The following is a 23607-nucleotide window of genomic DNA, read 5'->3' on the forward strand; positions in this document are numbered from 1 at the left end:
CTTGTTATGCTTTTATTTGGCTTTTACATTGTTTCTGGTGCAGAGACACCTAATAATTCTAAACCATTACGCAAGACTTGTTGTACGTTTACTGAAAGCAATAAGCGTGCTTGAGTCAAGGCTGCATCATCATTCAGAACTTTATGCTCATTGTACCAACCGTGGAACAATGCTGCTAATTCTTTCAAATAGTTACCTACCTGATGCGGTTCGTGGCTGTTGGCAGCACGTACTAAAATTTCAGGATACGCAGCCAGTTTGGCTAAAATTTCAGTTTCAGCATCTAGCTCAAGTTTAGCGGCAAACTGACGTGCAGTTGTCGCATTAAAATTCAATTGCGTAGCAGCAGCTTTTTCGAGCATACGACAAATACGTGCATGAGCATATTGAATATAGTAGACCGCATTGTCTTTACTTTGTGAAACGGCCAAATCTAGGTCAAAGTCAATGTGCTGTTCAGATTTGCGCATGACGTAATAGAAACGTGCAGCATCGTTGCCGACTTCTTTACGCAAATCACGCAAGGTCACGTACTGACCTGAACGGGATGACATTTGTACCATTTCACCACCACGCCATAAGCTCACGAACTGCACTAACAGTACCGTTAATTTTTTCGAGTCGTAGCCTAGTGCATCAATGGCCGCTTTCACACGTGAAATATAACCGTGGTGATCTGAACCCCAAATATCAATTAGGTCTGTGTAGCCACGTTGTAATTTATTCAGGTGATAAGCAATGTCTGAAGCAAAGTAAGTGGTTTGACCATTGCGGCGTTTCACCACACGGTCTTTTTCATCGCCAAATGCGGTCGATTTAAACCAGATATTGCCGTCTTGTTCGTATAGATAACCACGTTGATCTAGTGTTTGCAGAGCTTCATCAATTTTTTCAGTCAATGACGCTTCGCTAAACCATTGGTTAAAGGTGACACCAAACTCGCCCAAGTCATCTTTAATGTCGGCCAAAATAGCATTCAGCGCAGCCTGATGGAACACGCGGTAATCATCACCCAAGAGCGTTTGTGAATTGAAAATCAAACCATCAATGTGTTTTTCTTTGTCGCCCGACAAGACCACTTTGTTGCCATCGGCATCGAGTTCTGCCGCATATTGCACATCTTCAGGCACATTGTTATATACATCTGCAACAGGGCGTACATGGCGTTCACCATCCTGTTTTAAAATGCTTTGTGCGATGTCTTTAACGTAGTCACCCTGATACGCATTTTTGGGGAACACCAGCGTTTGACCTGCCAGTTCCAAATAACGCAAGTAAGTTGAAGTCGCCAAAATATCCATTTGACGGCCAGCATCATTGACATAGTATTCACGGTCAACTTTAGCACCTGTGGCTTCAAGTAAATTGGCAACTGTCATACCATAAGCAGCACCACGACCATGACCCACGTGTAGGCTTGAGGTTGGGTTAGCAGAAACGAACTCGACCTGAATGCGTTTTTCTGCATTGATTTGGCTGCGTCCAAATTGTTGTTTTTGTGCTTGAATTTGATCTAAAACACTAAAACGCTGGTCGGCATTTAAAAAGAAGTTAATAAAACCAGGGCCTGCAATCTCTGCTTTGCTGATGTCTGCAACTTCAGGCAGAGCAGCAAGAATTTTTTCGGCTAAATCGCGTGGCTTCATGCCTGCGGCTTTAGAGGCAATCATGGCAATATTTGATGCGAAATCACCGTGGCTGCGGTCTTTGGTACGGGTTAAATTACTCGTATTGTTCCAGTCAGATGGGAGTACACCTTCAGCTTGAAGGGATTGCACTGCATGATCGAGCGCTGCTTGTATTGCCGTATTCATATTTAGTCGAAAAATAGATGTGCAGAAAAACGCTAAATATAGCAAATTTCAGGGGCTTTAGGGGAGTGCAATTGTATGCTTTATCGAATTTCAGAGATTGTAGCTAAGCATGAACAAATTGCCTGAAAAATCATCCTTTAAGCAAGCAATTCATGGCATAGTATGCGGCATTCAGTGAGGCGAAAAGGCTGGAGCATGAAACAACGTGCAATGATTTTTGGCAATGTACCCAAATTACCCATGAAATGGGCCACGGTGGTAATGCCTTTCTTTTTATCATGTTTGATGAGTGGCATCATTTCGTTGATTAATATGATCCGAAATTTGGGCTGGATTGAGGGATTTTTTACCCTGTGGTTGCATAACTGGATGATTTCTTGGGCGTTTGCTTTTCCAGTCGTATTATGTGTGCTGCCTTTGGTGCGTAAGTTCACTGGCTTAATTGTAGATATGACGCCACTGCAACCACCCAAATAAATTAGGTTCGATGCCTATATAACATGGGCTATCAGAAATAAAAATCATTCAGATTTGGTTATCAAACTTCTAAATGCCCTATTTGCTGCAATTCGGGCTAAGCTAGTCAGATGTCAGATGGTGCATCTCAATCCATGCGCCATCAGCAACCGATTAGAATGAGATGAACAATGACAACCGCAAATTTGCAGCAGAAACGTCCTTTATATATTCCCTATGCGGGCAACGGCCTTTTAGAATTGCCTTTATTAAATAAAGGTTCTGCATTTTCAGAAGAAGAACGCACCCGTTTTAACTTGCATGGCTTAATTCCACATGCAATTGAAAATATTGAAGAACAAAGCCAGCGTTCGTATCAGCAATATTCTGCTTTTAGCGATGCCATCAACAAGCATATTTATTTGCGCAACATTCAGGACACCAATGAAACCCTGTTTTATCACCTGATTGAACAGCATTTGAGTGAAATGATGCCTATTATTTACACCCCAACTGTAGGCGAGGCATGTCAGCGTTTTTCCGATATTTACCGCCGTCATCGGGGTATTTTTATTTCCTATCCAGACCGTGCCCATATTGATGATATTGTACAAAACATCAATAAAAAGAATGTCAAAGTGATTGTGATTACCGATGGTGAGCGTATTTTAGGCTTGGGTGATCAGGGCATTGGCGGCATGGGTATTCCAATTGGAAAACTGTCTTTATATACAGCATGTGGCGGTATTAGTCCTGCCTATACCTTACCCATTACCTTAGATGTAGGCACCAATAACCCACAATTACTGAATGATCCGATCTATATGGGCTGGAATCAGCCACGTATTAGTGGTGAGGAATACTATCAATTTGTCGATCAGGTGATTGATGCGGTGAAACGCCGTTGGCCAAAGGCATTGATTCAGTTTGAAGATTTTGCTCAGAAAAATGCCATGCCCTTGCTGAATAAATATCGTGATCAGATTTGCTGTTTTAATGATGATATTCAGGGCACTGCTGCTGTATCTGTGGGCAGTTTAATTGCTGCATCACGTGCGGCAGGCAAGCAGCTGAAAGATCAAACCATTGCCTTTTTGGGCGCGGGTTCTGCAGGATGTGGTATTGCCGAGCAAATTGTGGCGCAAATGGTGGTGGAAGGCTTAAGCGATGCTGAAGCACGTGCTCGTGTGTATATGGTGGATCGTTTTGGCTTATTCACCAGCAATCAGCCAAACTTGCTCGATTTCCAACGTAAATTGGCACAAAGTCCTGACCGTGTTGCACATTGGGGCAATGCCGAAGGCATTATTTCATTGTTGGATGTGATTCAGCATGCCAAACCTACCGTACTCATTGGAGTGTCTGGGCAACCGGGTTTATTCACTGAAGAAGTGATTAAAGCCTTGGCAGCCAATTGTGAGCGTCCAATTGTATTGCCATTGTCGAATCCAACCTCACAAGTCGAAGCGTTTCCTGCTGATATTTTGGAATGGACTGAAGGCAAGGCCTTAATTGCAACAGGTAGCCCATTTGAGCCAGTGAACTATCAGGGCAAACTTTATAATATTTCCCAATGCAATAACTCGTATATTTTCCCAGGTATTGGCTTAGGGGTAATCGCTGCAGGGGCAACACGTGTGACAGACAGTATGTTAATTGCATCCAGTAATGCGCTGGCGGACTGCTCACCATTGTTGCAGGATCCAAATGCAGATTTATTGCCTGATTTAAATGAAATTCAGCAGGTGTCTAAATTTATTGCATTTAGAGTCGCAAAAGCAGCAATGGATGCAGGCGTTGCAGCTGTCATGAGTGATGAGGCATTACGAGAGGCAATAGAAGCAAACTTTTGGAAGCCTGCTTACCGTGACTATAAGCGAGTAACTTTTTAAGGCACATTATTTGATTTTACTGTCTAAATTGGCAGATAGACGAACCAACAAGGCGTGCCATTGGCACGCCTTGTTTTTTAATGCAATGCTCAACAAACCCTAGGCAATATAATTCTGTTTCAGATTTAAATCGGCACAATTTAATGGATTTAAAGCACATTGTAATTCATCAATTTGCTGCTCACTGACATAGCCTTGTCCAATCAGGTATTTTGCAACGTGGTCATCTCTCAGGCTTATAAACGCAGCATCGTACACGCCTAAATCGACAAATAAGGCTGCCGTTTCAAGACTGTTAAAACGGTCTAAATACACGTCATTGCCATACAGTAGAAAAATATGTTCAGTGGGTGCATGCGCATCGACTTTTAAGCGTTCTGCCAGCTCAAAAGGTGAGGTTTTAATGAACAGCAAATCGGACAATTCATCAAATTGAGCTGTATCGAGTTGTGCCTCATCTGTTTTGACTTTGCCTAACCATGCTTTAAAGACCAGTACCGCACCACCACGTAATAACATACTCCAAATATGCTGGCGGGTGCTTTGATCTAAGCCTTGCGCTTCTTGTTCCAAAACATCCAGTAATTGCTCCTCCTGTGCTGAAAGTTTGTTGAACAGACCTAAACCTTGTGGTTGATACGCCGCAGGGCGAAACACATCAAAATTGAGTTCTTCAAAGACTTGTAGGGCTAAGGGTACTGCGGTTTGATACAGGGTATTCAGCGCTTGTAGATGAGGAGCTTTGAGTTTGCTGTTTTGAAACAGACGATCCCAGTGAATTTCGGGCAATAGCGCATTTACGCCATATTGACGCTGTAGCTGCTGTGTTTGTTCTGCGAGCTGCTGTTCATGGTTCACGGTATTCATGAGATTCTTCCTAAAACGTGAAAACAGGTCGATCAACGCTTAATAGGGCAGGAAATTTGTTTGGATGTGGCTTGAAGATGAATGCGCTGATCATTTCTTGTACTTAGTTATGCGCGCAGATAGTCAATAGATGTATAAGACTAAAGTCTAATGTATTGCAATGTGCTCAGAAAAGCCTTTACAAACTCGGCAATTAAAGAAATTGTAAGCAAGTTTGGGTGTATTTGCTTACGATCTTGTCAGACTTTGCCATAGCGAATCTGACCATGATATTTAATGTGAATTGTAGCGCATCAAAAGGCAGTGTTTTTGAAAAGTTTGGTCAATTGGTGTGCTGCATCAGGTCAATCGCTGTCAATATTGACAGCAAATGTGTTGGATTTTCATTGTAGCCATATTTCGCTATGTAAAGTGAAGCTTGGTCATCAGACTAACAAATGTAACCAAACCAGAAAATGTAACAAGGTCGGTGCGTTCATCTCAGCTTTATCTCTGTGGGATGAGCGCCCCAAATTAGCCAAAGTTAGGTATGTGAATCAAGTCTCCGAAATTTTCAGACCCGATAACCAAGAACGTAGCGATGCTGGTTTTAATGGTTTTTTCAGCAAGACGATGTTGAGTTCTTTTAAGCGTTGCGGTAGTTCTGGATCAGAGTCAGCAGTAATTAACGCCACAGGTACATCGGCTTGACGATGTTCCAGAATAAAATCTAAACCGATTTTATCGTCATTTAAGTGCTGATCGACCAACCAAACTTGAATGTGCTCACGTTGAATCAACTCAATTGCTTGTTCAGGTTCGGTGGCTTTAAATACGTGATAGCCCCATTTACTCAGCAGGGTCGCCATGCCTTCCAAAATGGTTTCATCATTGTCTAAACACAAAATTTTATAGGCTTTGGTTTTCAACGGCACCACTTGCACAGGTGCAGCCACTACTTTTGGAGCTTCGACAATCGGCACTTCAATCATAAAGCACGAGCCTTTGCCCAATTCCGAATAGACATGCACAGGGTAGTTCAGCAAACTGGTCATACGCTGCACAATCGCTAATCCAAGACCTAGACCTTGCTCACCCCAAGGCGACGTATGTCCGCAACGCTCAAATTCCTGAAACAGTTTAATACGTTGTTCTTCGGCAATACCTGGACCTGTATCCCACACCCCAATTCGAATATGTTGTGGATGTTCTGCAGAACGTAACACGCCCACGACCACACGCCCTTTGGCGGTATAGCGCAGCGCATTGCTGACAAAGTTTTGAATAATACGACGAATCCATTGTGGGTCGGTATCAATCCAGAACTGTACGTCATGCACACGGAATTCAATGCCACGTTGTGCCGCAATGGATTTAAATTGCAGGCTTAAATCGCTGAGTAAGTCATGCAGTGGATAAGCCTGACGTTTCGGCTGAATCGTACCACCTTCCAAACGGGCAATATCCAACAAGGCCGAGAGCATACTTTCTGCACCATGCAGGGCACGATCCAGTTGTTGCAGGGTTTTACGGTCTTCATCGGACTGAATACTTTGCTCTAAAGCCGTACTGAATAAGCGCGCTGCATGCATTGGCTGTAATAAGTCATGACTGGCAGCGGCAATAAAGCGGCTTTTGGACATATTGGCTTTGTCGGCTTGTTCACGTGCCAATTGCTGTTCTGCCAAAGCATCGGCCAATTGTTGTGTGCGATCTTGTACCCGTGCTTCAAGTACGGCTTCGTTTTCACGGAAAGCGGTAATATCGGCAAAGGTGGTCACGAAACCACCGCCTTCAATTGGATTACCACGCATTTGAATTACACGACCATCTTTACGGATGCGTTCAAACTCGTGTGCACTGCCCATTTTCATCCAGTGAATACGTTTACGCACGTGTTCTTCAATTGAGCCCGGACCACATTCACCACGTTCTGCGTTATAGCGAATCAAATCGGCAATTGGGCACCCGACATAGACAATATCTTTAGGATAATCAAATAGTTTGAGATATTGATTATTCCATGCTACCAAACACATATTTTCATCTACCACACTCACGCCTTGGGTCATGTGGTCAATCATGGTCATGATTAGGTTTTGGTTAAAGCGTTGCCATTGTGAGGCTTGGTCAAGAATGTTCGCAACTTGCCCTAAAGCGAGTCCGTTATTGACCATGGCAGTGGTGAGCAAAGTACGCGCAGATGCTGCACCAATGGTGCCTGCCAAATATTGTTCGGTAAAACGCCACCACATGCCGTTGGCATTGGCATTTTCATTCAGCACCACATTATTTTGCTGACTAAACTGCTCAAAGGCTTGTCGGGTTGGAGATTCGCCTGTAATGCGTTTTGCCAGTGTGATTAAATCGCCTACTTTTAAACGCGCTACATCCTGATGTGAATAGCTGACCTCGTTGCTCATGTTCTGAGTTGGCAAAGGCTTGGTTTCATAATAAAAGAAACTTTCGGCCTGAATCTGTTCTGCCACACTTGGGCGGAAAATACGTGACACCCAAACATATAACAAAATATTTAAACCGAGCGCCCAAACCACCCCATGTGTGAGCGGGGCAAAAGATTCAAAGCCAAGCAAGGCTTCAGGGCGTAACCAGTTGATGCCTAAAGGTCCCAGCAATAAAAATTCACGGGTAAACTCGCTGAACTGACTTGGCAGGCTGCGTAAAATAGTCGGAAGTAGCAGGGTATAGGCCCACATCGCAAATCCAACAATTAAGCCTGCATAAACGCCCTGTTTACTGCCACCACGCCAATATAACCCCCCAATCAGGGCAGGGGAGAACTGTGCCACTGCACTAAAGGCCAACAAGCCAAACACAGAAAGTTGATCAATATCGTTAAAGAAGTTGAAGAACAGGAAGCCGAGCAGCATCACCGCTAAAATACAAATGCGTCGGGTGAATTTCAGTACCAAAGGCAAGCGCTTGTCATGGCGTGAGAAAATGCCCATGCGCCACAAGGCAGGCATGATCAGGTCATTACTCAGCATGATCGACAGTGCTACTGAAGATACCAATAGCATGCCTGTTGAGGCGGAGAATCCTCCCAAGAATGCCAACAGCGTTAGCCAGTCTTGGTTATAACTGAGTGGCAAAGACAAAACTGCTACATCTGGGATGGCTAAATATTGCGGAGCTGCGTGTAAGGCCCAACTGGCAATTGGAACAATCGCGATGGTGGTTAAAATCAGATAAACGGCAAACCAGCGGCGCGCACCACGAATATGCTTTTCATCGCGCAGTTCGACCACAGCAACGTGGAACTGACGTGGCAAACAAATAATCGCTAAGGCCGCCAATAAAGTTTGCACCCAAAAAGTTTCAGGCACACCAAACAGTTGTACTTCATGGAAGGTAATTGAAACATCATTGGCAATTTGATGAATATTGTCAGGTGCTTCAAATACAAAGAAGAAAGCCACCGCCAGCAAGGCAAATAGTTTGACAAAGGACTCAAAGGCAACCGCGAGCATTAAGCCGCCGTGTTGCTCGGTATTGGCAATTTGTCGAGTACCAAACAGCATCGCCAAAATAGCCAATAAACCTGTCAGGAATAACACTGCATTGGTGGTACTTTCAACATTGGTGCTTTGATCTAAAACCACTGCGGCACTGAGCGCAATTGCGCGTAATTGCAAAGCCAAATAGGGAATAATTGCAATCACCGCCAAAATTGTGACCAGTGATGCCAATGGCCCGCTTTTACCGTAACGTGCAGCAACAAAGTCAGCAATCGATGAAATGGCGTGGTGTTGTCGCACTCGACCTAAACGTCGCCAAATATCATAACCAACAGCGACAAACAGCAATGGTCCTAAATAAATGGGTAAAAAAATGATCCCTTCACGAACGGCTGCGCCCGTTGCACCATAAAAAGTCCATGATGAACAGTACACCCCTAAAGTTAAGCTGAACATGAGCATGCGCCCACGCGTGCTTAAACGACTGGCGTGTTTTTCCCCATAGAAAGCACAGATAAAAAGTAATGCGATATAGAGGGCTAAAACCCCCATAATGAGCCAGCTGTTCATGATGCCTTAAAAGTATCGACAATAGGGCTATGATAGCCTATTCCATTGCCTTTGCGCTGAGGTTGATCATTTTTTTAGCGACCAAAGTCTAAATTGCAAATCGGCTCCAACATTGTTAATTTTAAGTTCGAAATAATTCGAATTAAAAATTTGCGCCTAAGGCAGGGCGCTTGAAGGAGCAGGTTATGGATGAGGTACAAGTAGAACGCATTCTACAAAACCCAAAATTCAAAGAAATGGTTCGCAGAAAAAGTAACCTAAGTTGGACATTAACAGCAATCATGTTGTTTGTGTACGTAGGTTTCATGCTTTTAGTGGGCTATAACAAAGAATTCTTATTGAGTTCAATTTCTGGCGGTGTGACGACTTGGGGTATTCCATTAGGTCTGGGCATTATCGTTTTATCTTTCATTTTATGTGCAGTTTACTCATCAATTGCGAATGGCAAACTTGACCAGTTGAATGAAGAAGCGATGCGTGAAGTTGAAGCAATTACACATGAGAAAGGAACGCACTAAGATGAAATGGAATTCATTGAAAGCACTGGCTGCGTCTACTGTATTAATGTCAGGTATGGCATTTGCAGGACCAGATTTAGGTGCAGCAGAACAGCAGCCAACCAACTGGCCAGCAATTATTATGTTCTTGATTTTCGTTGGAGCAACTTTGTTCATTACTAAATGGGCAGCGAAGCAAACCACGAGTACTAAGGACTTCTATACCGCAGGCGGTGGTATTTCAGGTTTCCAAAATGGTCTAGCGATTGCAGGTGACTATATGTCAGCAGCATCGTTCCTGGGTATTTCCGCAATGGTGTTTATGTCAGGCTTTGACGGCTTGCTATACTCACTGGGCTTCATGGTGGGCTGGCCAATCGTATTGTTCTTGATTGCTGAACGTTTACGTAACTTAGGGAAATATAACCTTTCTGACGTGGTCTCGTTCCGTTTATCTGAAAAGCCAGTACGTACCCTTGCAGCATTCAGTTCGCTTGTCGTAGTTGCATTCTACCTGATTGCACAAATGGTAGGTGCGGGTCAGTTAATCAAACTTCTCTTCGGTTTGAACTACAACCTTGCTGTAGTAATCGTGGGTCTACTCATGATGGCTTACGTAATGTTCGGTGGTATGTTGGCAACAACTTGGGTACAGATCATCAAAGCGGTGATGTTACTTTCAGGTGCAACTTTCATGGCCTTCATGGTAATGAAAGGTGTGGGCTTCAGCTTCACTAACATGTTCGAGCAATCAATCCAAGTATTCTCTAAAGTACATGACTTGAGCTTGGCAGATGCTGCAAACATTATGGGTCCTGGTAAGTTAGCCTCTAACCCAATTGATGCAATCTCGCTTGGTCTTGCATTAATGTTCGGTACTGCAGGTTTACCACATATCTTGATGCGTTTCTTCACTGTAAAAGATGCAAAAGAAGCGCGTAAATCAGTAGTTGTAGCAACCGGTTTCATTGGTTACTTCTACCTATTAACCTTCATCATTGGTTTTGGTGCGATCCTTTATGTATCAAACAACCCACAATTCCTTGATGTTGCGAAAATGGCAGTTACTGGCAAGTTAGAACTTGTTGGTGGTAACAACATGGCTGCGGTGCACTTGGCTGATGCGGTTGGCGGTGACTTGTTCATGGGCTTCATTTCAGCAGTAGCATTCGCAACAATTCTTGCGGTAGTTGCTGGTTTGACATTGTCTGGCGCTTCAGCAATCTCTCACGACTTGTATGCTAACGTATTCAAGAAAGGTCAAACGACACCTGAATCTGAACTTCGCATGTCTAAAATTGCAACTTTAGGCTTAGCAATCTTCGCAATGATCTTGGGTATTCTTTTCGAGAAACAAAACGTTGCGTTCATGGTCGGTTTAGCATTCTCTGTAGCAGCATGTGCAAACTTCCCAGTACTTGTACTATCTATGTTCTGGAAAGGCTTAACGACTCGTGGTGCAGTGATTGGTGGGGTAGCAGGCTTAGTTTCAGCAGTAACCTTGATTGTATTGTCTAAAGCAGTTTGGGTAGATACGCTGCAAATTTCTGACACACCAATCAACCCATTCAATGGTCCTGCGATCTTTGCAATGCCACTTTCATTCTTCTGCTGCTGGTTGTTCTCTATCACTGACAACTCTGCGCAAGCACAAGCTGAACGTAAAGCATTTGATGCACAGTTCGTACGCTCACAAACTGGTATTGGTATCTCAGGTGCATCTGACCACTAAGGTCTGAAACCCCTGAAAAAAAGTCCCAGTCATGGGACTTTTTTTATGTCTGCCTGTTGGCTTGGGTAAGCATACCGATTAATATCTTGAGCATTTATGGATACGGTTATTGAGATATGCAATTTTGATACAGAGTGATTGCATTACATGACTAAATAAGCTGCTATGTTGGATGCAATATAAAAAGAATAGGTAGCAGATATATGTACATATTAGACAATGTCTGGAAAAGGTTTCAGGTCTTGCCTTCGGCATGGCTGTTGTTTTTGCAGTTTGTGATTTTGCTACTTTCACTCTTTTCACATCACAACATGCCCTACAAAGTCATCACTTGGATGGTGGGGGTATTGGTGTTGCTGCTCATTGCTAAAGTGATTCGACAAACGCCAATGTTGAGTGTTTTGGGGCTCAGTTTTGTTTATGCGGCTTTGTTCTTTTCATTCTTTATTTTACTAGGTGTGCGGCATCCTCTTATTTTGGTGATGAGTCATGCTTGTGAAGCTGCAGCCTATTTTAGTGCAGCCTATGGCTTATTGCGTTATATGTTCCATGATCGTTATTTAACTAAAGATGAGCTGTTTGCTGCTGCAGCGGTGTTTACTTTAATTGCTTGGGGTTTTGCTTTTTTATACAGCATTTGCCAGATTCTGATTCCAAATAGTTTTCAGAACCCGAATGTTACAGGTTTACAAAGCTGGTTGGATTTACTGTTTTTAAGTTTTAGTTTGCAATCTGCGACAGGTTTATCTGATCTTATACCGATCAGTCCCGAAGCACGGTTGATTGCCATGTTGCAAATGTTCTGTGGCGTGATGTATTTGGCATTGATCGTGTCACGTTTAATCGCATTGCAGTACATTCGCCACCTACCGCATCATCACCATGATGATTCGGCTGAGTGAAATAGCAGTTCAAATTTTTCATGACATATTTCAGGCATAAAAAAAGACGCTCAGATGAGCGTCTTTTTTAACTTCAGTGTCTAATGTGAAATTAGAAACGGAATTTAGCGTTAACACCAACAGTTTGAGTGTCACGTGCTGCATCTACAGCATTCGCATTTACATAGCTAGCACCTACTGCAACTGCAGGAGTGATGAAGTAGTTTACGTTCGCACCCCAAGCAGAATCGACATCAGTATTAGCACTTGTTTCTGCATAAGAAGCACCTACGCTAAGCGCTGGTGTTAAGTAAAGATCAGTTTTTAAGTTGTACATAGTGTCTTCACCATATACAAGACCTGCTTCAAAACCAACAGCCATATTGGTGCCGTCAATTGCGCCTACGTATTTTGTACGTGCAGTGATTGCATCTTGGTCTTCAGCAATTGTGCCTGACTCAAGCGCTGCTTTAGCAACACCATTAGAAAGGATGTTGAAAGCATCATAAGAAGTTTGGTCTGCAACGCTTGTATAACCTACAGCAACCAAGAAGTTAGGCGCAACAACTGCACCAAGTTCTAAGGCATAACGGTCGCCATTGTCGTCTTGAGTAGCAGCATTTTTACCATCGTTGTGAGTGTGGCTATAAGCAACGCTTGCATACGCTGGAACAAGTTTAGTTGGAACATACGCTTCAGCTTTAGCACCATAAACATGAGATTCAACGTCTGAACGACCACCTGCACGAGGAGCGTCATATTGAGCGTATTGGTAAGCTAAAGCAACGTTAGATGCTTGGTTTAAGAAAGCAGCTTCTGCTAAAGGACCTTTAGTCGCATCAACATTTTTGAAGTAGTAAGTACCTTGAACAGCACCAGTGAAGTTTTGGTTGTTTTCAGTAGTGTCTAGAAATTCTGATTGACCTTGAACTTCGAATTGGAACGCTTGAGCACCGGTCATGGCTAATAATAATGCAGTGGCTAAACCGAGTTTTTTCATGATAGTTACCAGTTTTGTTAAAAATGGATGAAACATTGATCATTTTAGTGTAACAAATTATTAAGTCAATGAACTAAAAGGACTTTATTTAAGAATTAAGTCCAATTGACTTTGGTGTTTAAAAAGTATTCAAATAAAATTTTTGCTGTCAACCTAAAAACTGTATGGATAACAAGTCGATATGTTCGTTTTTGCAACAAAAGTAGAAATAATAAGCAAAGCATTAATTGGATTAATCGATAAGTTTAATTGAAATTATCTGTAATAATAATTCTTGGAGAGTGAAGAATAACGGAAAAATTCACCTGTTTTAGGGTGAAATCATGATTTTTGGATAAAAAACAAACTAAAAATAAGGTCTGTTCAGAATAAATTTGAGTGGAATAGTCGGCATAATGTGAATTTAATCACATTAATTTTGACTATTTGTATAAAAATAAATCAGACTGGTTGACTAGGCTTTACATAAACTGTGATTTATTTCATAATTCCACCATGAAGTCCTACTACTTAAGTCGGGTTTGTAAATTATGTGACTTATCTCATAATTTAACCATCAAATCCTAAGCTTGGTTCATCCAGTAGTGCGATCTGATTCTCCATAATTGTTTGCTTTTTATCTGCCCAACTTTCCCCAAGGTTGGGTTTTTTTTTGCATGTGAAAACGCAAATGGTTTTGCGAAAATTGCACTGATATGGTGCAGTTTGAGGGTGTGATATGATCAAAACCCATAAAAAAATCCCAGTTTTCTTTCAAAAACTGGGATTTTTCGCCAAAATTTGCGGGTAAATTTAGTTTACTGCTGAGGAAAAACTAAACTCGCCCTAATGAGGTGCATTATGCACCCAAATGTTGCATCTGTAAAATATTTTCTGCATGCTGAAACATTATTTTTTGTATTTGTTGTTTTAAGAAAATCGGCACAGTGTATGGTTTTGGACGTTTTCTTGAATAAGATGCTCTAGTTAGACAGGTTTAAAATATCAGATCCACTTTAGCTGTTATGATTTGGTGATAAAAACTAAATAATTCAAAATATAAGTGAATTAATTATCTTTTTTGTAAGTAATTTAAAGATTGCTCATGTAATATAGTCGCCGATTAAGTGATCAAGTCCACGATTTTGCACAGTTATAATGACGTAGGTAAAACTTAGCATGATGATGAAATTGCGCACAGAGCATATCAGTCAGCGACTGTTGATCTCGATGATCATTATTATCGTGTCATTGCTTTTTATTTGCGTTCCTCTGATGGTGAATAGTTATCAGAGTTATCAAAAAACAAAACGTGCTTTAATTGAAATTTCTGTATTAGGCAAAGTGGCTGAACTGACCAATAGTATTTCGCGTGAACGAGCACCTGCAAACAAAGTCATGTCGAGTTCAGCAGCTGAATTTCAGCAAAATTTACAAGAATTGAAAGCGTACCGTGCTGGCGTGGATCAACAAGTAGAACAGACCATCAATATTTTAAGAAAAGAAGGTTTTATTATCCATGCGCATCATTTATCGCATCAGTTAAAGACTGCTTTAGAACAAGGGCGTCAGGCGGTCGATGAATATGCAGCAACTCCACAGCATTTGCGTAGCTCTCAACAGATGGATCATGCGATTCAAAAAATGTTTGCGGCATGGGACAGTTCTCAGCATGTGCTGAAACACGTCATGCTCGATTCAGTGGCAAAAGACTCATCGGTATCGACCTATTATAGTGTGATTTTTGTTCTTTCAGATTTGCGTGATCAAGCGGGAAGGGTGGCATCCAATATTATTGCCGCGGTAACGTTTGCTGAAAAAATTCCTGAAACCAATTTGGCGAGCTCTTTGCAAACCCAACGCCAAGCTTATTATTTGTGGGATTTAATCCATACCATTTTGCCTGAAGCACATAAAATTCCTGAATATAATATTTTGCATGATCAATTAAAAAAGGAGTTTCTGGATGAGGGAATTCCTATCGTCAATCAATTGATTCAGCAAAGTATTGATGGGCAACCCTATTCATTGACAGGCACTGAACTCACCCAAAAAATGGTGGATAAATTCAACACTGTGGTCAGTTTGCAGTCATTTATATTAGCGCACAGTTTGCAGGTTGCGCACAAAGATTATCATCAAGCTCAGCGTATTTTCATTTTAACCCTAGTAGCGTCAATTATTTCGTTATTGGCTGCTATTTTCACCATGGTCTATGCGCGCTCAAAGGTCTTTATTCCTTTAATTCAGGCACGCAGCCAAATTTTACGCTTGGCAGCTTATGAAGATGAAGCTCAAGGGACGCAAAATCCAGACAAGGTAACGCTCTTTGAGGCTATTCAAAAACTAAAACAACGCCTAGAGCAACGCGATATTTTAGAATTTCAGCTGCGTAATATTGCCAATACCGATGCCTTAACTGGTGTTTCCAACCGTTTGGCGCTTGAGGAATACATCAAATATTTAGAACATCGACCTGAAAAATTGAGCAAAACTGGTCTGATTATTATGGATGTGGATAAATTCAAACACATTAACGATACCTTCGGGCATGTGGTAGGTGACCAAGCTTTAAAATGTATTGCCGATACTCTCAAAGCGCATGTCCGTGCCTCAGACTTGGTGGTGCGTTATGGTGGCGATGAGTTTTTGGTTTTGATTGAGCAAATAGAATTTACTGAGGCGCTGTATTTGGCAGATAAATTGCGCTGCCATATTGTGAATCAAGAAATTTTTATTCCAGAACTGAATGATTATATTCAAGTGTCGGTCAGTGCTGGCGTGGCGGTGGGTGCTGCGTCATGGAGCAGATTGTTGGAAAAAGCCGATAAACACTTATTTAGAGCCAAAGCACGTGGGCGCAATGCCGTTGCTGGTGACTAAGTCACAGTAATTGATCCACGAGCATTTCCGAAGTGATAAAAAGCCTAGAGTGAAAGATTCAGCACAAGTTTGTGCTGAATCTGTATTTAAACTTGAATGGGCTTAAAAACTGAAATAATCTATTTTAGCCTTTTAACATCGGTTTTAAGAATTTTGCGGTATGTGAAATTTTAGATTTTGCGACAGTTTCAGGTGTGCCTTCGGCAATGATTTGTCCACCGCCTGCACCACCTTCAGGGCCTAAATCGACAATCCAGTCTGCAGTTTTAATCACATCTAGGTTGTGTTCAATCACCACAATGGTATTACCCTTGTTGCGTAGCTCATGCAGGATGTCGAGCAATTTGGCAATGTCATGGAAGTGCAAACCAGTGGTCGGTTCATCCAGTACATACAGGGTTTTGCCTGTATCTCGCTTGGCCAGTTCACGCGCCAGTTTTACGCGCTGTGCTTCACCGCCTGACAAAGTTGTAGCTGATTGTCCAAGACGAATATAACCTAAGCCCACCTGATTTAAGGTTTCCAAACGACGATGAATCACAGGAATGGCATCAAAGAAAAGCATGGCATCTTCAACGGTCATTTCCAAAACATCAGAAATATTGCGACCTTTATAACTGACTTCCAAAGTTTCGCGGTTATAGCGTTTACCATGACAGGCATCGCAAGGCACGTACATATCTGGCAAGAAGTGCATGGCAACTTTAATCATGCCATCACCCTCACAAGCTTCGCAGCGTCCACCTTTAACGTTAAAGGAGAAGCGTCCTGCTGCATAGCCACGTGCTTTAGCTTCAGGGGTTTGCGCAAACAGCTCACGAATTGGAGTGAACAAGCCTGTATAGGTCGCGGGGTTCGAGCGTGGCGTTCGCCCAATCGGGCTTTGGTCAATATCCACCACTTTATCTAAATATTGCAAACCATCAATCGAGTCGAATTTTTCTGCGGTTAATGTAGTTGCGCCATTTAATTGTGTTGCAGCCAAAGGCAACAAAGTACGGTTAATTAGGGTGGATTTTCCTGAACCCGACACGCCTGTGACACAAGTCATTACCCCTAAAGGCAAAGTGAGATCCACTTTTTTCAGGTTATGTCCTGCTGCGCCCATTAGCTTAATTTGTTGTTCGGGATGTGGCGGTTGGGTGCGCGTTTTCGGCACTTCAATTTTTAATTTGCCCGATAAATACTGCCCTGTTAGGGAGTCTGCATGTTCGGCCAGTTCTGCATAGGTGCCTTCGGCAATAATATGTCCACCATGCACACCTGCACCTGGGCCAATATCAATAATATGGTCGGCAGCGCGAATCGCATCTTCATCGTGTTCTACCACCAACACCGTGTTACCCAAGTCACGTAAACGAATCAGGGTTTCCAACAGGCGATCATTGTCACGCTGGTGCAAGCCAATTGAAGGTTCATCTAGCACATACATCACGCCCATAAGCCCCGCACCAATTTGAGATGCCAAGCGGATACGTTGTGCTTCACCGCCTGAAAGAGTTTCGGCGGAGCGTGACAGACTTAAATAATTCAAACCCACCGACACTAAAAAGTGCAGACGTTCACGAATTTCTTTAAAGATTTTATCTGCGACTTCACCTTTGGCCCCTTCAAGATTTAAGCCTTGATAGTAGTCTTCGGCATCGCCAATCGACATTTGGGTAATTTGAGCAATGGTTTTGTCTTTCACGCGGACATTACGAGAGATTTCATTTAAACGTGAACCACCGCAGGCATCACAGGCAGCATTAGATAAATACTGCGCCAAATCATCACGTACATAATTACTTTCGGTTTCACGGTAACGACGTTCTAAATGCGGTAACACGCCTTCAAACGCAATCACACGTTTATGGTGGCGTCCACGTTCATCAGTATAGCTCAGGTCAATTTTGTCTTTACCTGTGCCATACAGGAATTTCTTTTGTGTCACGCTGTCCAGCTGATTCCATGCCGTATCGAGTGAGAGTTCATAATGTGCCGCGACTTTTTCCAGCATGCTGTAATAATACGGACGCTGTCTGTCCCAGCCGCGAATTGCGCCCTGACTAATCGACAGTTCAGGGTTTGGAATCAATTTTTCCGCACTGAAATGGCTACGTGTCCCCAAACCATCACAAGTTGGACAAGCGCCAAAAGGGTTGTTAAATGAGAACAGGCGCGGTTCAAGTTCTGCCACGGCACGGTCACATTGCGGGCAAGAGTGCTTGGCCGAAAAAATACGATCAGGTTGTTCCGCATTCATCCACGATAAAATGGCTAAATCGCCACCTAAACGCAGTGCAGTTTCAAAGCTTTCGGCAATACGGTTGCCCAAATCATCTCGGACTTTAAAACGGTCTACCACCACTTCAATGGTATGTTTTTTCTTTTTATCGAGTTCTGGTGGTGGGTCAATGTCCATGACTTCGCCATCAACTCGGGCGCGTACAAAACCCTGACTTTGTAGCTGTTCAAACAGATGCACATATTCGCCTTTACGCTCACGAATCACAGGCGCGAGTAGCATTAAGGCAGTGCCTTCTTCCAGTGCTTTTACAGCATCGACCATTTCTGAAACAGTTTGCGCCACCATTGGTAAATCATGTTCAGGACAGTAAGGTGTGCCGACACGTGCATACAGTAAACGCAAATAGTCGTAAATTTCGGTAATGGTACCCACGGTTGAACGCGGGTTATGGCTGGTCGATTTCTGTTCAATGGCAATTGCGGGACTTAGACCTTCAATCGAGTCGACTTCAGGTTTTTCCATTTGCGATAAAAACTGGCGTGCGTATGCAGAAAGCGATTCGACATAACGACGCTGTCCTTCGGCATAAAGGGTATCAAACGCCAGTGAAGATTTTCCTGAACCAGATAAACCCGTAATTACCACAAATTTATCGCGTGGAATATCAAGGTTCACGTTTTTTAGGTTATGGGTACGTGCACCTCGAATACGGATATGACTTTGGCTCATAAAAACTTCTCGATATTTTGCAAATGAAAAACCTATATATGATAGCGCATGAAAATTGTTCAAGTGTTATTTTTCATGCTTTATCGGTCATGAGCTGTCGCACTGTATGTATGGAGCGATTGCCATACGGTGCGTGAGGGCGGCCGTTAAGCTTGATCTAAACCCGGCCACTGACGTTGATGATAGGCGCTATCCCAAAATAACCATTCCAGTTCTGCAGCTTTGGTGTAGGCGTGGTGCATTTTTTCAAGGGTATCGGCATCACAGCGCGCAGCAACACGGTCTATGGTTTGAATCACATTATTGACTGCGGTGTGGAATTCCTCGCCCGAATAGGTATCGACCCATGCCTGATACGGATTATTCGGTGCAGAATTATTGACGATATCTTTACCAACTTCGGCATAAATCCAGAAACATGGCAGTAGTGATGCCAATACCACAGGATAGCTTTCTGACCATGCGGTTGCGACTAAATAAGAAGTGTAGTGATGACAGGCAAGGGTCAGCGGAGTACTTTCAAATTCCTGTTTGGAAATATCAAACTCCTGCATAAAGCTGTCATGTAAGGTACGTTCCACCACAATTGCGATTTTGGCGGCATCTGCGAACTGAATAATATCATCTGCATCAAAAGCTTTAGCCGCACAGACTGCCAGTGCACGCCCGTAGGCAATTAAGTAATGTGAATCTTGAATCACATAATGTGCAAAAGCAGCTTTACTTAAGGTGCCTTGTGCCAACTTCTGATTAAATGGTAAAGCGAGCGTCTTGTGATAAAGGGCAAGGTTACGTTGCCAAGCGTCTTGAGAAAAGCGCATCCTAAATTCCTAATATGTCGTTGCATTTCACTATAGTAGTTTGGGAATGAAAAACACGGTTTTCACGGTATCTGATCGGGAAACCAAAAATCATACGAAGAATTTTGCCGAAGTTGAGGAAAAAGCGTCATAATTGCAGCATAAAATTTTACATTCTCAGTTTTTGTCCGATTTAAAATTCGGGCAATTCAATTTTCAGAATTTTTGTATCTGTTAAAGCTTAATCAAAACTGTACTTTGCGTTGATGGTACAGATTCGGCAGATGAAAAGTTCAGATCAAAATATAGTGATAGGTCGTTTCTCATGATGAAACATTTTGGTTTCTCAATCGTATTTTCGATTGTGTGTCTTGTGCTATCTGCATACTGGGGCTATACCCATGGCCCAGAAGCAGGTGTGCAAACCATGCTTACCGCACTAACCATTACCGCAATTTTGGCGATTATGGAAGTGTCGTTGTCGTTTGATAACGCGGTGGTGAATGCGTCAGTGCTGCGCGGTTGGGATCATTTCTGGAAAATGCTGTTTTTAACCGTGGGGATTATCATTGCAGTTTTTGGTATGCGTTTAATTTTCCCTGTGGTCATTGTGGCGGTCACTGCCGATATGGGCATGATGGAAGTGGTGCAACTGGCATTGAATGATCCGAAGCAATATTCGGCTAAACTGATGGCACATCACCCTGAAATTGCTGCTTTTGGTGGCGCATTCTTGTTGATGGTTTTCCTAAACTTTTTCTTGGATGATGAAAAAGACACGCACTGGTTTAGATGGTTTGAGCGTCGTTTGAGCAATCTGGCAAGCGTGCCTGCCATGTCGGTATTTTTGGCCTTAGTGACTTTGTTAATCATGGCGGCCAATGTGGTGGAAGATAAGCGCCTTGTGGTGACGATGGCGGGTATTTGGGGCATCGTGATTTATATTGGCGTACAAGTGCTGAGTCACATGTTGGGCGGTGAACCAGAGGTCGATGAACAGGGCAATGCTGTCCGTCATGACGAAAATGGCGTACCGACAGGCGTGGTGAAAGCGGGTATTGGGGGCTTTTTATATCTGGAAGTGCTAGATGCCTCGTTCAGTTTTGATGGTGTCATTGGTGCATTTGCAATCACCTCTGATGTGGTGATCATCATGTTAGGCTTGGCGATTGGTGCAATTTTCGTGCGTTCGATGACGATTTATTTAGTCGAAAAAGGCACGTTGGATGCCTATATTTACCTTGAACACGGTGCGCACTATGCGATTGGTGCGTTGGCCTTTATTATGATTGCCAGCGGTACAGGCTTGCATGTGCCAGAAGTGGTGACAGGTTTAATTGGTGTTGCCTTTATTGTTTGGGCGGTGATTGCATCTATTCAATTTAAAAAACGTCAGGCAAAAGCGGGTTAATGCTATGGTGATGCCCGTTGCTGTATTGCCGCGAAATCACAGAGCAATACGGTGATGAAGACTGTATAAAATATAAATTTGGGTGCACAACGTTGCGCCCTTTTTTATTGAAAAAGTAGGGTCTGTTGAATAAACATCGGGAAAAATCAGCATCCTTAAGCTGAATGTTGTAGGATATCTGCAAATTCAAAATTATTTAGTTTTAGTCGATTGATATGATGAATGCCTTAGAACGCCGCTCGACCTTTGCTTTAAGCAGTATTTTTGCATTGCGCATGTTGGGTCTGTTCATGATTATTCCTGTATTTTCAGTAGCAGGGCAGTCATATCAATACTCAACTCCTGCACTGATTGGTCTTGCCGTTGGTGTTTATGGACTCACCCAAGCCATTTTACAAATTCCGTTTAGCTTAATTGCAGACCGTTATAGCCGTAAGCCATTGGTGGTTTTTGGCTTATTACTGTTTGCTTTGGGTGGTGCAATTGCAGCCATGTCTGACACCATTTATGGCGTGATTATTGGTCGTGCCATTGCAGGTGGTGGCGCAGTATCTGCCGTGGTGATGGCATTACTGGCCGATGTGACCCGCGAAGAAAACCGCATGAAAGCCATGGCGGTGATGGGGATGAGTATCGGTATGTCCTTTGTGGTGGCCTTTAGTTTAGGGCCATGGCTTACGGGCTGGGTTGGTATTTCAGGGTTATTTTGGGTCACCACAGTGATGGGACTAGCAGCGATTCTCATGTTGTTATTGGTGCCTAAAGTCACGCGTCATCATCGTAATTTTCAGCAAGGCTATATCACTCAGTTAAAGCAAGTCCTGAAAATGGGCGATTTAAACCGTCTGCATGTATCGGTATTTACCCTACATTTATTGCTGACTGCCATGTTTATTTATGTGCCTTCGCAATTAATCCAATTTGCCGATATTCCTTTGCAGCATCATGGTTGGGTGTATTTGCCATTGTTGTTGGTCAGTCTGTTCGTGGCATTTCCAAGCATTGTTTTGGCAGAAAAATATCGCAAAATGCGTGGCATTTTCCTGACCGCGATTGCAGGTATTATTTTAGGGCTGTTGGTGCTGATTTTCGGGTTTGAATCGAAATACATCCTTTTATTGGGTTTGGGTTTATTCTTTATTGCCTTTAACGTTATGGAAGCCTTATTACCTTCGTGGTTGTCAAAGGCTGCACCAATTCAATCTAAAGCCACCGCGATGGGTGTAAATGCCAGCAGTCAGTTTTTGGGTGCATTCTTTGGTGGGATGATTGGCGGACAATTATTGATGCTCAACCACACCGCAATGGGTTGGAGTATTTTGACCGCGATTGCTATAATTTGGCTATTCGTTAGTTTTGGATTGGCGCAGCCGCGCTATCTTTCGTCTTTGGTGTTGCGTTTGCCTGAGAACCGAGAAACAGATGAATGGACTTCTCAACTTTTGGCAATTCGTGGTATTGAAGAGGTCGTGGTGATGTCTGACCAGCAAGTGGCTTATGTGAAAGTGGATAAACAGCAAATTGATGATGCTGCGCGACAACAATTAACGCACTTGTTTGGGAAAGAGGTAGCCATTTAAGCATAACTCTTATAAAGTAAATAATAGAAACAAATAGGAAGAAAACGTCTAATGCGTGGTGTAAATAAAGTCATTTTAGTGGGTACTTTAGGTCGTGATCCTGAAACAAAAACTTTCCCAAATGGTGGTTCTCTCACTCAATTTTCTATCGCAACCAGTGATGTCTGGACAGACAAAAACACAGGTGAGCGTAAAGAGCAAACAGAGTGGCATCGCATTGTTTTACATAACCGTTTAGGCGAGATTGCACAGCAATATTTACGCAAAGGTTCTAAAGTATATATTGAAGGTTCATTGCGTACGCGTCAGTGGACAGACCAAAATGGTCAAGAACGTTACACCACTGAAATTCGTGGCGATCAAATGCAAATGCTCGACTCTGCTAACCGTGGACAATCTGACCAGCAAGATGGTGGCTTTGCTCAACCACGTTTTAACAATAACCAAGGCGGTTATGGCAATCAGAACCAAGCTCCAGCCACAGGTTATGCGAATCAAAATCAAGGCGGTTTTAACCAAAATCAGGGTGGTGGCTATGCCAACAATAACCCAAGTGGTTTTGCACCGAAGCCACAAGCTGCGCCTGCAACCGCACCTGCAGATTTAGATGATGATTTGCCGTTTTGAGACATACTAGAGATAGCCATTTGATTCAAAATGGAAAATCATCATCCAAACCCTTTGTTTCGACAAAGGGTTTTGGTGGTGTTTCAAAAAGTATGCTGAAACAAAGCAGGTTGAATTTTGATAAAATAGAGAAATGCGAATAACTCTAGAAATCAAATGTCCAACCTGCCTCAGTGACAGTATAAAGAAAAATGGCATCAA

General features: G+C 42.8%; 15 protein-coding genes. 9 read left to right on the plus strand and 6 right to left on the minus strand.

Features of this window, described 5'->3' with window-relative positions; translation table 11 throughout:
* Nucleotides 1-23: 23 nt before the first annotated feature.
* Nucleotides 24-1814, minus strand: a complete 1791-nt coding sequence (gene argS / locus FTU35_RS08185; protein ID WP_104852866.1) for an arginine--tRNA ligase — start codon at nt 1812-1814, stop codon at nt 24-26.
* Nucleotides 1815-2009: 195 nt separating this feature from the next.
* Between argS and FTU35_RS08190 the strand changes: the two genes are divergently transcribed.
* Both FTU35_RS08190 and FTU35_RS08195 read left to right on the plus strand, forming a co-directional pair.
* Nucleotides 2010-2291 carry a DUF2798 domain-containing protein gene (locus tag FTU35_RS08190; protein WP_004970219.1) on the plus strand — a complete coding sequence of 94 codons (282 nt, stop codon included), beginning with the start codon at nt 2010-2012 and terminating at the stop codon, nt 2289-2291.
* Nucleotides 2292-2461: 170 nt separating this feature from the next.
* On the plus strand, nt 2462-4162 hold the full coding sequence (locus FTU35_RS08195) for an NAD-dependent malic enzyme (RefSeq protein ID WP_179991379.1): 1701 nt from the start codon (nt 2462-2464) through the stop codon (nt 4160-4162).
* A 99-nt stretch (nt 4163-4261) separates the two neighbouring features.
* Here FTU35_RS08195 and FTU35_RS08200 read toward each other — a convergent pair whose 3' ends face one another.
* Together FTU35_RS08200 and FTU35_RS08205 are read right to left on the minus strand one after the other, a co-directional pair.
* The gene (locus FTU35_RS08200; RefSeq protein ID WP_180064672.1) at nt 4262-5029 is read right to left on the minus strand and encodes a hypothetical protein; all 768 of its coding nucleotides are present in this window, start codon (nt 5027-5029) and stop codon (nt 4262-4264) included.
* Nucleotides 5030-5565: 536 nt separating this feature from the next.
* Entirely contained in the window at nt 5566-9057 is a 3492-nt protein-coding gene (locus FTU35_RS08205) for a PAS domain-containing hybrid sensor histidine kinase/response regulator (protein ID WP_179994356.1), read from the minus strand.
* A 185-nt stretch (nt 9058-9242) separates the two neighbouring features.
* Here FTU35_RS08205 and FTU35_RS08210 point away from each other — a divergent pair, with 185 nt between their 5' ends.
* From FTU35_RS08210 to FTU35_RS08220, 3 genes are all read left to right on the plus strand, one after another.
* Nucleotides 9243-9575 (plus strand): DUF485 domain-containing protein, encoded by a 333-nt coding sequence (locus FTU35_RS08210; protein WP_131261272.1) that lies wholly within the window; start codon nt 9243-9245, stop codon nt 9573-9575.
* A gap of 1 nt (nt 9576) precedes the next feature.
* Nucleotides 9577-11286 carry a cation acetate symporter gene (locus FTU35_RS08215; protein WP_154321179.1) on the plus strand — a complete coding sequence of 570 codons (1710 nt, stop codon included), beginning with the start codon at nt 9577-9579 and terminating at the stop codon, nt 11284-11286.
* Nucleotides 11287-11489: 203 nt separating this feature from the next.
* Nucleotides 11490-12188, plus strand: a complete 699-nt coding sequence (locus tag FTU35_RS08220) for an ion channel (RefSeq protein ID WP_154321178.1) — start codon at nt 11490-11492, stop codon at nt 12186-12188.
* A gap of 91 nt (nt 12189-12279) precedes the next feature.
* Here FTU35_RS08220 and omp33-36 read toward each other — a convergent pair whose 3' ends face one another.
* Nucleotides 12280-13203 (minus strand): porin Omp33-36, encoded by a 924-nt coding sequence (gene omp33-36, locus FTU35_RS08225; RefSeq protein WP_257224314.1) that lies wholly within the window; start codon nt 13201-13203, stop codon nt 12280-12282.
* Nucleotides 13204-14328: 1125 nt separating this feature from the next.
* Between omp33-36 and FTU35_RS08230 the strand changes: the two genes are divergently transcribed.
* A complete protein-coding gene (locus FTU35_RS08230; RefSeq protein WP_171501143.1) occupies nt 14329-16029 on the plus strand; it encodes a GGDEF domain-containing protein in 1701 nt (566 codons plus the stop codon).
* Between the two features lie 124 nt (nt 16030-16153).
* Here FTU35_RS08230 and uvrA read toward each other — a convergent pair whose 3' ends face one another.
* Both uvrA and tenA read right to left on the minus strand, forming a co-directional pair.
* Nucleotides 16154-18988, minus strand: coding sequence for an excinuclease ABC subunit UvrA (gene uvrA, locus FTU35_RS08235; protein WP_180064674.1), 2835 nt, complete (start codon nt 18986-18988; stop codon nt 16154-16156).
* A gap of 146 nt (nt 18989-19134) precedes the next feature.
* The gene (gene tenA, locus FTU35_RS08240; protein ID WP_136144258.1) at nt 19135-19809 is read right to left on the minus strand and encodes a thiaminase II; all 675 of its coding nucleotides are present in this window, start codon (nt 19807-19809) and stop codon (nt 19135-19137) included.
* Between the two features lie 304 nt (nt 19810-20113).
* Between tenA and FTU35_RS08245 the strand changes: the two genes are divergently transcribed.
* From FTU35_RS08245 to ssb, 3 genes are all read left to right on the plus strand, one after another.
* On the plus strand, nt 20114-21199 hold the full coding sequence (locus FTU35_RS08245) for a DUF475 domain-containing protein (RefSeq protein WP_180064675.1): 1086 nt from the start codon (nt 20114-20116) through the stop codon (nt 21197-21199).
* Between the two features lie 215 nt (nt 21200-21414).
* Nucleotides 21415-22779, plus strand: a complete 1365-nt coding sequence (locus FTU35_RS08250; RefSeq protein ID WP_104852874.1) for an MFS transporter — start codon at nt 21415-21417, stop codon at nt 22777-22779.
* A 51-nt stretch (nt 22780-22830) separates the two neighbouring features.
* On the plus strand, nt 22831-23406 hold the full coding sequence (ssb, locus tag FTU35_RS08255) for a single-stranded DNA-binding protein (RefSeq protein ID WP_096902231.1): 576 nt from the start codon (nt 22831-22833) through the stop codon (nt 23404-23406).
* The last annotated feature ends 201 nt before the right edge of the window (nt 23407-23607 follow it).

This window comes from Acinetobacter sp. YH12095, assembly GCF_013419245.1.
GTDB lineage: Bacteria > Pseudomonadota > Gammaproteobacteria > Pseudomonadales > Moraxellaceae > Acinetobacter > Acinetobacter towneri.